The organism is Rhizobium giardinii bv. giardinii H152, assembly GCF_000379605.1.
In the GTDB taxonomy this organism is placed as follows: domain Bacteria; phylum Pseudomonadota; class Alphaproteobacteria; order Rhizobiales; family Rhizobiaceae; genus Pararhizobium; species Pararhizobium giardinii.
The window spans coordinates 80,961-94,353 of record NZ_KB902702.1; the positions used below are offsets into that span (position 1 = coordinate 80,961).

Genomic DNA, 13,393 nt, shown 5'->3' on the forward strand with positions numbered 1-13,393 from the left:
AAGGACTATTAGCGGTTCATGACAGGAAGTTCAATTTCAGAGTCGACATGAGGGCGTTCAATTTCGTCAGGAAATCAATCCCAGCCGGAAGGACAGGGCAACCGCGTGGTGGCGGTTTTTCGCGCGCAGTTTTTCCTGGATGCCGTTCATGTACCAGTCGACGGTATGGTTGGAGATGTCGAGGATCCGGCTGATCTCGTTCGAGGTCATGCCGTCGGCCAGGTAGTTCAACGCTTCCATCTCGCGGCGGGTCATCTGCACGTCGACGCTGGAGACCATTTCGGCGAGGACCGCCGGATCGGTCAATTCCAGAAGTCGCCAGAAGATCTTCTTGGCAATGCCGTCGAACAGGCTCATCTCCACCGGGCTGAGATCGACGACGCGGCCGCCGAGCGACAAATTGCCGAGCAGTCCGCGACGCCCATGGACGGGAAAGATGTACCCGTCGTGAAGGCCATAACCGCGCGCCTCGACCATCATGCGTTCCATGCGCTTGCGGTGCGGATCGGAGCGGAAGGCAACCAGCGTTTCGCGCCAGCGGAAACCGCGCTGCGCATGGCCGAGAAAGCGTATCGTCGGGTCGATGATGACGTATTTTTTCTTGATGTAGATCTGCGGCCAGCCGTCCGGCCAGCGCCCGGCAAGCAGCAGGCTCATGGGATTTTCATTCGGCTTCGGCTGGCGGACGATTCCGTAATAGTCAAAGCCGTAGCGGTCCAGGACTCGCTCGAACTCCTGAACGATTTCGTCCCTGCTCGTCATTTCGTCTATGAGCGCCAGAAACTGCACCAGCAACGTAATATTCATAAATGCCCCTTGAAAAAATTCATTCCAGTCTTTCGGCAGCGTCCACCGCAGCGCAACATGAATGTCCTGTTCAGCACCCATTCATGTTGCAATCGCAATAATCCCTCCGTCAGCCATGGAGCCACCTAACACCGCATCGCCGTTCACCTGCAAGGCGCGAAAAATAGCAAACTATGAATAATTTTACCGGACGACACGTGCAATTTGTCTCCCCCGGTATCTATCACAGATGGGCTTGTTCGTTCGACCTGAAAGTTGATCAAGACGATGTTTTGTTTTGCCGTGGAAAACAAAGGAAGAACTGGAGATTTACCGGGAAGAACTAAGCGGGGTTATCAAGGATGATGATTCACGACGTTCATTTTCGGAGGATATCCTTCGTTCTCAGTAACTTATACCGCGATGCAAATGTCCTGTTGCTTTTCATTGCACCGCAACCAACTGCCCAAGAGGGATAAGACAGTGTCATTGTTCCAGGTCTATGCAAGAGCGCTTCAGTATCTTGCCGTCCACAAACTTCGCGTCTCGGCCATTGTTATCGCCAACATCGTGCTGGCGGTCATTACGATTGCAGAGCCCATTTTGTTCGGCCGCATCATCGACGCGATCTCATCCAAACAGGCCGTGACACCGATGCTCCTGATGTGGGCCGGTCTCGGCGTCTTCAACACGATCGCTTTCGTGCTGGTCGCCCGCGAAGCCGACCGGCTGGCGCATACGCGCCGCTCGACCCTGATCACGGAAGCCTTCGGCCGCATCATCGCGATGCCGCTTTCCTGGCATAGCCAGCGCGGCACCTCCAACGCCCTGCACACGCTGCTGCGCGCCTGCGAGACGCTGTTCGGCCTCTGGCTCGAATTCATGCGCCAGCACCTGGCGACCGCCGTGGCGCTAACGCTGCTCGTACCGACAGCCTTTGCCATGGACATCCGGCTGTCGCTGGTCCTCGTCGTGCTCGGCGTTCTCTACGTCGTGATCGGCAAGATCGTGATGACGCGCACCAAGGAAGGCCAGGCCTCTGTCGAGGACCACTATCATACCGTGTTTTCGCATGTCTCCGACTCGATCAGCAACGTCTCGGTCGTACACAGCTACAACCGCATTGAGGCAGAGACCCGCGAGCTGAAGAACTTCACCCAGAAGCTGATCTCGGCCCAGCTGCCGGTCCTCGACTGGTGGGCGCTGGCCAGCGCACTGAACCGCATGGCCTCGACGATCTCCATGATGGCCATCCTCGTCATCGGTACCTTCCTCGTCCAGAAGGGCGAACTGGGTATTGGCGACGTCATTGCCTTTATCGGTTTTGCCGGCCTTCTGATCGGCCGTCTCGACCAGATGAAGGCCTTCGTGACGCAGATTTTCGAAGCCCGCGCCAAGCTCGAGGACTTCTTCAACCTCGAGGATTCGGTCCGCGACCGGGAAGAGCCCGCCGACGCCGGCGAGCTGAACCATGTCCGCGGCGAAGTCGAATTCCGCGATGTGTCGTTCAACTTTGCCAACTCGAACGAAGGCCTGCGCAACGTCTCCTTCACCGCCAAGGCCGGCCAGACGATCGCCATCGTCGGCCCGACCGGCGCCGGCAAGACGACGCTGGTCAACCTCTTGCAGCGCGTGCACGAACCGGCCAGCGGCAAGGTCCTGATCGACGGCGTCGACATCTCGACGGTGACCCGCAAGTCACTGCGCCGCTCGATCGCCACCGTGTTCCAGGACGCAGGCCTGCTCAACCGGTCGATCTGCGAGAACATCCGCCTTGGCCGTGAAGACGCATCGCTGGTCGAAGTCGCGGAAGCAGCTCAGGCAGCAGCGGCGGCCGACTTCATCGAAGGTCGTCAGGGTGGCTACGACACCAAGGTGGGCGAACGCGGCAACCGGCTCTCCGGAGGCGAGCGCCAGCGCATCGCCATCGCCCGCGCAATCCTGAAGAATGCGCCGATCCTCGTTCTCGACGAGGCGACCAGCGCGCTCGACGTCGAAACGGAAAACCGCGTCAAGACGGCGATCGACAACCTGCGCAAGGACCGCACGACCTTCATCATCGCCCACCGCCTGTCGACGGTGCGCGAGGCCGACCTGGTGATCTTCATGGATCACGGCCGCATCGTCGAGATGGGTGGCTTCAACGAACTCAGCCACAGCAACGGCCGCTTTGCATCGCTGTTGCGCGCAAGCGGCATCCTTACGGACGAGGACGTCCGCAAGAGCCACGCTGCGGCCTGACCGACGGGCAGCATGCGTTTCCACATTTCCCCTCATGGCGCTGCCATGGGGGATTTTTTTATGCGGGGTTGCCCCGTCGATATATCACCCGTTGGATGAAGTGGGGCTTTCAGCCAGCCAGCCGACAAAAGCCGAGGCGGTGTTCGGAAGGCTGTCGAAGCGGTGCGCCGGCAGCCAGCAGGTACCCCAGAGGTTCGCAAATGACCGCGGATCCTGCCCTCAAGCCCTGACGGCCTCGGGCCGCGACAACCCGCCAAGCCAATCGAGATAACGCGCATAGGCGAAATGGAGCCCTATGCCGACGATGACGAACAGCGAGCCCCAGAGCGGGTCACGCCCCGTGACGAACAGAAGCACCTGCCCCGCCATGGCAAGGATCGTGCCGAGGATGAACACCGGCAACGAATGGCGCCCGATCATCACCAGCGGATGATCGAGGCGCAGCCGCGCCATCCGGCTGAAAACGGGAAAGACTGCCAGCAGATAGGCAAGCGCCAGAACATGCAGCAGGCGCGTCAGCGACAGGAAGGTCTTGTCGAAACCAGTCAGAACAGCTGGCAGGCCGTAGGAGAAGTCGATGTTCCACCAGGAAAACACGACCCAGAAGAACGACAGCGTCACATAGCCGGCGGACAGGGCCACCAGCACCGGGTGACGCGGCAGGCGCTTGCCGGCGCGCGCGCGCATCATGCAGATCATGCCGATGACGAACAGGAACTGCCAGGACCAGGGATTGAGAAACCAATAGCCTTCATCGAGGAAATTGATCGGCACGATCGTGAAAACGCCGGCGGCGAGCCAGAGTGCGGCGGACGCGACGAACAGAAGCAGGGGGCTGCGGCCGTAGAGCCAGAGCATGCCCGGCAAAAGCAGGAAGACGACTGCATACATCGACAGGATGTTGTTGTAGCCCAACTGGTGACCCAGCAGGACCATCGCAACGAAGCCCTGTTCCGTGTGGTCGACCAGCGGGCGAATATTGATCTCGCTGATCAGGTCCTGCCGCCCGAAATAAAGCGCTCCGCCGGCGAAGATCGCCAGCGTGATGATGCTGGTCATGATATGCGCGACGTAGAGCGTGAACGCCCGGCGCCAGATCTTCAGGCTGAGCGCGAGGCGGTTGCCGACATTGAATTTCCGCCCATAGGCGAGCCCCGCAGAAAGCCCCGAAATCAGCACGAAGGCTTCCGCCGAATCGGAGAAGCCGAAGTTCTTCGGCGTCAGATATTCGAGATATTGCCCCGGCACATGATTGACGAAGATGGTGATGAGGCAAAGCGCGCGAAACACGTCGAGGCGGGTATCACGCTTAGCAGGGATGGATCGCTTCGTCCCGGTCTGTCCGTCATCGGCAGACGGTTCGAATTGCAGTTTTTGAAGCATTCAGAATGTTCTCGTCCGAGTTCAGTGCCCCCTGCCCCCTTGACGCAATACGAGTGCCGGCAGTCAGAACGAAGCCGGCCTTGCAACTTGCGATGCAAAGCCGGCTGCACGTCCGACGTAGCGCCGGCAGCTAGACTAAAACGCTTTCATGCGCGTTTTTTGTGACAGTTTTATTGATGCTGACGATCGGCTCGCCGCTTTGCGCATCTTTCGTCACGGAAATGACCTGCGCCTTGCCGTCGATGGTCAGCGTCGCCGAGAAACCATCCCAGGCGTCCGGCAGGACCGGGCGAACCGTCAGCGTCCCGCCCTGTCTGCGAATGCCGAGAATGCCTTCGACTGCTGCTCTGTAGAGCCAGGCCGCCGAACCGGTGTACCAGGTCCAGCCGCCGCGTCCGGTCAGAGCGCCGTCGCCATAAATATCGGCAGCGACCACATAGGGTTCGACGCGATAGTGATCGGCGCCTTCGCGATCCTTGGAATGGTTGACCGGATTGAGCATCTCGAAAGCGCGCCATGCGTCTTCCGTGCGGTTTTGCGCTGCAAGCGCCAGCACGACCCAGGTTGCCGCATGGGTGTATTGCCCGCCATTCTCGCGGACACCGGGCGGATAGCCCTTGATGTAGCCCGGATCCTGCGCCGTCTCGGAAAGCGGCGGCGTGAACAGGCGGATGATCTGGTGATCGGCATCCGCAAGCTCGGCCAGCACGGCGTCCATCGCCTGGGCTGAACGCGCGCGGTCACCTTCCCCGGACAGGACGCTCCAGGATTGAGCGATCGAATCGATGCGGCATTCCCTGCTGTTGGCAGAGCCGAGCGGCGCACCGTCGTCGTAGTAGCCCCGGCGATAGTATCCACCATCCCAACCGGCGGTCTCCAGCGCCTGCTTGAGACTGGCCAGATGGGTTTCCCAGGCGGCAACCCGCTTGGCATCGCCGCGTTGGCGCGCGATCTCGGTGAAGGAGCGCAGGGTGGCCGCAAGGAACCAGCCAAGCCACACACTGGTGCCGCGGCCTTCGATACCGACGCGGTTCATGCCGTCATTCCAGTCGCCGCCGAGGATCAACGGCAATCCGTTTTCTCCCGTGCGGGCAATCGCCAGATCGAGTGCCAGCGCGCAGTGTTCATAGAGCGTTGCACGCCGCCCGGACACCAGCGGCTGGAAGAAATTGTCGTGCTGGCCGGTTTCCAGCGGAGGCCCCTCGATGAAGGCAATCTGCTCGTCGAGAATGTCCTTGGTGCCCGTTACATTGCAATAATACTGCACGGCATGGCCGAGCCAGACGACGTCGTCGGAGATCATCGTGCGGACGCCCGAGCCGTTGCCCGGCAGCCACCAATGCAGGACGTCGCCTTCCGGGAACTGCCGCGCCGCAGCGTTCAGGATCTGGGCCCGCGCAAGTTCCGGACGGTGAACGATGAAGGCAAGCGTATCCTGCAGCTGGTCGCGGAAGCCGAAGGCACCGCTGGCCTGGTAGAAGGCCGAACGCGCAAGGATTCGGCAGCCGAGGCTCTGATAGGGCAGCCAGGCATTGACCATGTTGTTGAACGCCTTGTCGGGCGTATCGACCTGGAGGATGCCGGTAAAATCCCGCCAGAAGCTGTTGGACGCCTCAAGGACGGTTTCGAACGGCGTGCTGCGCGCCGTTTCAAGATGCTCGAGCGCCTGATCGGCATTATCGGCGTCGCCCATGTAGAAGGTCAGCTCCCGGCTTGCGCCCGGCTCCAGCGAAAGATCGAGAACGAGTGCAGCGCAGGGATCGCCATCCGCGTCGATCACGCCCGACAGGGAGGTACCGTCAAGCACCGCCTTTGGCGCGTAGATGCTGCCGGCGAGGCCGATGAAGTCGCGGCGGCTCGCCGTGAAGCCCACCGGCATTTCGCTCGCCGCCAGGAAAGCCGTGCGGCCGGAATAGTCGATGCTGTAGGGGTTGGTCGCGAGCACCGCCCCACTGGCCTCGTCGCGATGCGACAGGATGAACGGTGCCGTCTTGCCGCGATTGTTGCCGAGCAGCCATTCCGCATAGCCGTAGATCTTGAGGCTGCGCGCTTCGCCGGTGTGGTTCTTCAACCGCATCCGCCAGTATTTCACCGGCGCCTTGCGGTGAACGGCGTGGCTGACCTCGATCTCCAATCCGTCCTGGACGCTTTTGAACACCGAATAGCCCAGACCATGCCGGGTTTCGAAGAGTACGGACTTGCGCCGCGACAGGGCGGCGTAGGGGGAGAGCACGGCACCGCTGTCCATGTCTCTCACGAAGATCGCTTCACCCGGCCGGTTGATCACCGGATCGTTGGTCCAAGGAGTCAGCTGGTAGTCGCGGGAATTGCGGCCCCAGGTGAACGCAGCGCCTTCCGCCGCCACGTGGAAGCCGAAGCTTTCGTTGGAAATGACATTGATCCACGGCTGCGGCGTTGCTTCGCCGCCGCGCAGGCGCGTCACATATTCACGGCCGTCCCTGGAAAAGCCGCCATAGCCGTTCCAGAAATCGAGCCCGGCGCCATTGATCTCGGCTGGGGCCGCATCCCGGTCCGCAGCGGGTGCTGCGAGCAGAGGCAGGACGATCTTGCTCTTCTTGCTGACCGGCTTGGCAAACAGATTTTCCGCGCGGGAGATCTGATCGGAAATCTTGCCGTTGCGGGCATGGAAGACGGCACGCGATGCGGCCAGAAGCGCTGACCACGTTTGCGGTTCCATGATATCGCGGCGGACCGCGAAGATATGCTGGCGCGCGCTGTCCGACAGGCGCAGGCGCAGGTTTTCGCACATGGCATCGAGCGTGTGCTGCATGTCCTGCGCGTAGGAGGAGGCGCGCTCGTTGATGATGACGAGATCGGCTGTGACGCCGCGCGAGCGCAGATATTCCTGCGCCTTCAGGGCCTCACGCGCAATGCTGAGGTCGATGTCATCGTTGATGCGGACGGAAAAGATCGGGAAGTCGCCCGAAATCGACAGCGGCCACAGCGACGATTGCGGTGCAAGACCGGCCTGAACCGTGGCGATGTCGGCACGCAACTGCATGTCGGGATAGGTAAGGTAACGGCCGAGCGTCTGGAAGCTTGCCGCCTCCTGCGAGGTCACGCCGACATGGCGCATCTGCACCTGGGAACGGGTCCAGGCGTGGATCATCTCGTGATTGAAGCTGTCCGGATGGCGATAGCGATCGACCGCCTTGTCGATCTGCTCGCGCCCGGGCGCCGCGATGGTCCAGAAGATCACGCTGACCTTTTTTCCGGCCGGAACGCGCACGATACGGCGCAGCGAAACGATCGGATCGAGTGTATAGCCGTCCGTGCCGGACAGCTTGGCGTCGGCGTCGAAGGCCTGCGCCTCGGCGAGCGTCCGGCCCGTACCGATGAACCGGCGCCTGTCCGTCTCGGCTTCCGTATGGCGGCTGCTGCCGGCATTGTCGACAACCAGGTGAGCCACCTGCATGTCCGGGTCGCCGGGGCTGCGCTTGTTGCGCGTGACGCGGATGACGTCGCCCTTCGGATCGATTTCGGTGCGCAGGAACATCTTGGCAAACAGCGGATGGGCATTGTCCGTGTCGTCGGTCGTCAGCACCGGCTCGGCATAGGACGTCACCTCGATGAAGCGATCTTCCATGCCTCGGTTGAGAAGGATCACCCGGCGACCTTCGGCGTCGTGCTCGGTGGCGACGATGCATTCGACTTCGCTGGTGAGGTCACCGACGGTCTTGATGAATTCCGCCTTGTCGTCGCCGAAGCGGATCATGGCCTTTTCGCCTTCCACCCGGCGCGGTTCGGCCGTTGCCGACCACCAGTTGCCGGTCGCCGTGTCGCGCAGGAAGATGAACGTGCCGGTGCGGTCCTCGCTCGGATCGGCATTCCAGCGGGCGACTGTCTGGCCGTTCCAGCGGGAATAGCCGCTGCCGGTCGCCGTCAGCATGACCGAATAGTGGCCATTCGACAGGAAGACGGTCTCGCGATCCTTGATCAGCGGGTTGTTGACGGTGCGGATTTCGGGGCGAAGAAGATCCTCCTGGCCCTTGCCGAGCGATTCCGGTTCCTTCTTGGTGTTGATGATCGGAATATCGCGTGGCGCCTTTTCCTGCAGCAGCAGTTCGGCCGCTTCGATGACCGGATCGGCGTGGAACCACTCGCGCAGGCGGCCGTTGAAGACGACGTTGGCGACGGCGGCGATCGACATGCCATGGTGGTGGGCATAATAGTTGCGCACCACGGCGCAGGTCTTGCCTTCCGGTACGCGGGTGGGGGTGAAATCGACGGCGTCATGGAAACCGTAGGCGCCAAGCGCACCGACCTCGCGCAGCCGCTCCAGATTGGCGAGCGCCGCCTTCGGATCGTACATGCTGGCAAGGATCGAGGCGTAGGGCGCGATGACGGCGTTCTGGCCGAGGCCGCGCTTGAGGCCGAGCGTCGGAACCCCGAAATTGGTGTACTGATAGGTCAGTTCGTGGTCGCGGGCATTGAATGCCGCTTCCGAAATGCCCCACGGCGTGCCGAGACGACGGCCGTGATTCATCTGTTCCCTGACGATCAGATTGTTGGTCTGGTTGAGGATGCCGCCCTGGGGCTCCTGCATGACCAGAGGCGGCATGAGATATTCGAACATCGAGCCCGACCAGGAGACGAGCGCACCGCGCGCGCCGATCGGCACGATCGGACGGCCGAGCTTGTACCAGTGCTCGGTGGGCAAATCGCCCTTGGCAATGGCAAACAGGCTGGTCAGTCGTGCTTCCGAGGCGAGCAGGTCGTAGCAGGCTTCGTCCAACTCGTTCGTATTCACCCGATACCCGATCGACAGCAACCGCCGCTCCGGACGGAACAGGAAGCCGAAATCCATGGAGAAGGCGATATCCCGCGCCCTGTCGCGCACGACGATCAGCCGCTGGCGCAGCACCTCGATGGCATCGAGATCGAAGACGCCGTCGGCGATGTGGGATTCGCAGGTATTGACGAGAATACCAGCCCATTTCCTGACTTCGCCACTCTGCGCGCTGCGGACTTCATGATCGAGGTTGGCAGTCAGCTTCTGGATGTCACGCGCCAGCACCGCAAGGTTGATCACCCGGATGGAGGCAAATTCCTGCTCGCGCTTGACCACTTGCAACGCACTGTGGAACCCGGCGATCCTCTCGTCCATCAGACGTCGCAGCGGCCGCACGGTCTTGCGGTCATCCGGCAGTTCGGCCAGCACCTCCGACAGGATCGATGCCACATCGCCGATGCCGTCGAGATTGCCCTGAACATGCGCTGACGGCGCTTCGGCCCATTCGCGGCACATCGAGGAGACGGCGATCAGATGTCCGGCGAGATTGCCGCTGTCGACAGCCGAAATGTATTTCGGCTCCATCGTCTCAAGCGGGTTCGTCGTATACCAGTTGAACAGATGACCACGATATTTCGGCATCCGGTCGATCGTGCCGACCGTTTCTTCCAGGCGCCGGACGGTCTCCTCGAAACCGATCCAGCCGAAATCGCGGGCCGACATGACGGATAGAAGATAGACGCCGATATTCGTCGGCGAACTCCGTTCGGCCACAACCGGATGCGGGAGTTCCTGGAAATTGTCCGGCGGCAGGAAGTTCTGCTCTGCCGTGACGAACGTCTCGAAATAGAGCCAGGTCCGGCGCGCGATCTTGCGCAGTTCCTCGACGACGTTTTCCGGCACCACCAGCTGGTCTTCCGTCTCGGCCGACTGGCTGACGAACCAGGCAATGGCCGGAGACAGCGCCCAGAGCAAGGCGAACGGCAGTCCAATGAACGGAAGGCCGGTATCGGAGACGGCCGCAAGCAGCACCGAGACCACCGAGAGGGCCGGGGCGGTCCACATCGACCGGTAATAGTCCCAGATCGTACCGCTGGCTGAACCCTGCACCTGCGCTGCCGTGCGCCATTCGAGCATCAGCTTGCCGCTGACGAAGGTGCGGTAAAGCGAGCGCACGATGGCGTCGGCCATCATGGCGGCGGCGTGGGCAATGAAAACGATGCGCAGCGCGACCTGGGCATTGGCCGCCTGGATTTCAGACAGAACCGCATGCAGATGAGCGCGGGCGACAATATCGTTGCGGCGCGGCATGACGCCGGAGATGAGCGAGAGGGTCGGCGCGACAAACAAGCTGAAGATCAGCACGAACTGCCAGACCAGAGCCTGGGTGGGCTGCATGTAGTACCAGCCCATGACCGAGGCGACGAGCCAGGCGCAGGGGATCAGCGAGCGGCGCAGATTGTCGTACATCTTCCATCGGCCGAGCATGCTGACGCCGTTGGAAAAATCGAACATGTAAGGCAGGAGCTGCCAGTCGCCGCGCGCCCAGCGATGCTGGCGCGACATCTCGACTTCGTAGCGGATCGGGAAATCCTCGACCAGTTCGACATCGCTCACCAGCGCGCATTTGGCAAGCGAGCCCTCCAGGAGGTCATGGCTGAGAACCGCGTTTTCCTCGATCCTGCCCTTCAGCGCTGCCTCGAAGGCGTCGATATGGTAGAGGCCCTTGCCGGTGAACGTGCCCTCGCCGGCGATGTCCTGATAGACGTCGGAAACGGTGAAGACATAAGGGTCGATGCCGCGATTAACCGAAAAGATGCGCTGGAACGCCGAGGCTTCGTTGCCGGTGGTCAGCGACGCGGTGACGCGCGGCTGCAGGATGCCGTAACCGGCGGTCACCTTCTGCGTCACCGGATCGACGACCGGACGGTTGATCGGATGATAGAGCTTGCCGACGAGCTTGGTCACCGCATCGCGCATCAGGCGCGTGTCGGAATCAAGCGTCATGACATACTGCACGTTTTCCGGCACGGTATTGGCGCCGGGCAGGAAGCTTGTGTCGCTGTCGCCACGCAGAAGCAGGTTCAGCTCGTGCAGCTTGCCGCGCTTGCGCTCCCAGCCCATCCAGGCGCCTTCAGCCTCATTGTAGAGACGGCGGCGATGCAGGAGGTAGAAGCGGGTGCGGCCGTCATGGGCATAGCGCGCGCTCAATATGTCGATCTCGCGCTTGGCATAGTCGAGCACGTCGAGATCGGTGGCCGTTTCCTCGACCTTGCTGTCGGCCCAGTCGCTCAGCAGCGCGAAATAGATCTCGCCCTTCGGATTGGCGAGGTAGTGGACCTCGATGTTGCGCACGAGCTCGTCGACATGATCGCGCTTTGAGATCAGACAGGGGACGACCACGAGGGTGCGCGCATCCTCCGGAATCCCGTTGAGAAACTCGTAGCCGACGAGACGCGAGGGCGTCACGCACAGCGTGACCAGCGTATTGAAGAGACCGGCAGCACCTTCGGAAGCCGGAAGCGCGAACAGGAGCAGCATGATCAGCTTTGCCCCGGTCGGAATATCCATCGGGCTGACGAAGACATAGACGGCGATCATCGCCAGGATCGTCAGGATGATGTTGGGACCGGCAATCGCGAGCCAATCGAGCTTGCGGCTCACGCGGATGATGCTTTGCAGGATAGTCGGACGATAGCCGATCCTCTGCTCCAGAAGCCGGCGCTGCTTGCCGACCAGGAACCCGCCGACATTCGGCTCATGCGGGATTTCCTCCGCAGACGCGGCCTGCTCCTTGACCATGTCCAGCGCGATCTGGGTGACTTCCAGCTCGGTGTAGCCGGAGCGGCGAGCCAGTTTTTCGATGGTGTTGCGATACTTGTTGCGCGAGCCGAAATCGAGCGACGAGTAATCCGAGCGGGCGCGCAGGGCATCGTCGAGCTTGCTGACGCTTTCGAACCAGACGGCCCAGTCGTTGTCGTCGATTTCGCGCAGGCTGCGGACGATGTTGCTCATCGTCGCATTGCCGGACGACAGACGGTTCTGCTCGGCGACCAGCGCTTCCTCGACATTGCTGTTGCGCTTTTCCAGCTGCTCTTCGAGCCAGGTGATCACGTAGCCGGACGTCTGCGATCCGTCACGCAGGCGATAGAGAAGCTGCGTCACGAACGTATTGTCTTCGGTCAGCGGCTGGGCTTCCAAAAGCACCGACTTGAACTTCTCCGGATCGCCCAGCCGGACGATCTGGTCGGCGACGTCGTTCGCCTTCTTGCGCATCCCCCGCGAACGATCGACGCGGATGGCGATACGGCGCAGGTTCTCGATCAGCACGAAGCGGAGAATGGACGGCAGCGCCCAGAGTTCACCGATCTTGAAGGTCTCGTGATTCTGGAAACCGGCAACCATCGCCGTGAGGCTCTCGCGCGACACCGTGCTGTGGGTGTGGGCAACATAGAGCCAGGCAAGCGCCATGGTGCGCGGGATCGTCGTGCCGGCCACGTCCAAGGTCGGCAGCTGGCGGTAGAACCTGCGCGGAAAATCGCGCCGCACTTCCTGAATCGACTCTTCGACCAGATAATGGTTGTCGAGCAGCCATTCCGCCGCGGGGGTAATCGAGGCGCCGGCTTCGACGTCGGCGGCCGTCACCTTGTAGACGCGGAAAATCTCGTGTTCATTCTCGCGATGGCGCGGGCGAAACTCGAACGGGAAGAAACCCGGAAGGCTTGCCACGCCATCGCGGGCGAGCGCCGCGCCGCATTCATGAAGCTCATCGATAGTGAAATAGGTCGACCGGATCGAATCGTTGTAATCGATCGGCTTGATTTCAGCTTCGCGCGGAGGCGTGGAATGCGTATTTTGAAGGTTCATCGGTACGGGTTCTGGATCCAGGCGGTGTTGAAGGGTCCGGCTGTGGTCGTCATGCCGGATGGGCGGCTGCCCTGTCGTTTGGCTCTGCGCCGCCACGACCTAGAGACTCGTCTGAGTTATGTCATCAACCGTAAGGTCTCGCGCACGCGGGAAACCATGGGCTTTGACACAGCCCGGAAGGGCCTTGAGGGTCGTGAAGGCGGCAGTCGCTTCGCTGTCAGGGCTGCGTGATGCAAGAAATGGGCATTTTTTAGCCGTAGTGCCAATGTGTTGCAAGGAGTTGGACGCTCCCGCGGGGCGAATTCTATCATACCGCGCTAAAGAACGACCAGTGACGTGGTCCCCTTTCGCACCAAATGAAGT

Annotated in this window: 5 protein-coding genes; 2 read left to right on the forward strand and 3 right to left on the reverse strand. The window is 61.5% G+C overall.

From position 1 onward, the window contains the following. Positions 1 to 66: 66 nt before the first annotated feature. Positions 67 to 807, reverse strand: a complete 741-nt coding sequence (locus A3AY_RS0125115; RefSeq protein WP_026203806.1) for an autoinducer binding domain-containing protein — start codon at positions 805 to 807, stop codon at positions 67 to 69. Positions 808 to 1,269: 462 nt separating this feature from the next. Between A3AY_RS0125115 and A3AY_RS0125120 the strand changes: the two genes are divergently transcribed. After that, positions 1,270 to 3,027 carry a glucan ABC transporter ATP-binding protein/ permease gene (locus A3AY_RS0125120; RefSeq protein WP_026203807.1) on the forward strand — a complete coding sequence of 586 codons (1,758 nt, stop codon included), beginning with the start codon at positions 1,270 to 1,272 and terminating at the stop codon, positions 3,025 to 3,027. 219 nt (positions 3,028 to 3,246) lie between these two features. Here the strand turns inward: A3AY_RS0125120 and A3AY_RS0125125 are convergent, their stop codons facing one another. Continuing rightward, on the reverse strand, positions 3,247 to 4,410 hold the full coding sequence (locus tag A3AY_RS0125125; RefSeq protein ID WP_018328437.1) for an OpgC family protein: 1,164 nt from the start codon (positions 4,408 to 4,410) through the stop codon (positions 3,247 to 3,249). A 130-nt stretch (positions 4,411 to 4,540) separates the two neighbouring features. Continuing rightward, complete coding sequence (locus A3AY_RS0125130; protein WP_018328438.1) at positions 4,541 to 13,030, reverse strand: glycoside hydrolase family 94 protein; 8,490 nt, start codon at positions 13,028 to 13,030, stop codon at positions 4,541 to 4,543. On the opposite strand from A3AY_RS0125130, the gene A3AY_RS38245 reads away from it, so the two are divergent. Next, positions 13,010 to 13,261, forward strand: coding sequence for a hypothetical protein (locus tag A3AY_RS38245; protein WP_018328439.1), 252 nt, complete (start codon positions 13,010 to 13,012; stop codon positions 13,259 to 13,261). The two genes, A3AY_RS0125130 and A3AY_RS38245, sit on opposite strands and share 21 nt — an antisense overlap. Positions 13,262 to 13,393: the final 132 nt, after the last annotated feature.

What these genes read in the sequence shown, in the direction of transcription:
- A3AY_RS0125115 (WP_026203806.1), bottom strand. Translation starts at nt 807, where the DNA reads ATGAATATTACGTTGCTGGTGCAGTTTCTGGCGCTCATAGACGAAATG.
- A3AY_RS0125125 (WP_018328437.1), bottom strand. Translation starts at nt 4,410, where the DNA reads ATGCTTCAAAAACTGCAATTCGAACCGTCTGCCGATGACGGACAGACC.
- A3AY_RS38245 (WP_018328439.1), top strand. Translation starts at nt 13,010, where the DNA reads ATGCGTATTTTGAAGGTTCATCGGTACGGGTTCTGGATCCAGGCGGTG.
- A3AY_RS0125130 (WP_018328438.1), bottom strand. Translation starts at nt 13,030, where the DNA reads ATGAACCTTCAAAATACGCATTCCACGCCTCCGCGCGAAGCTGAAATC.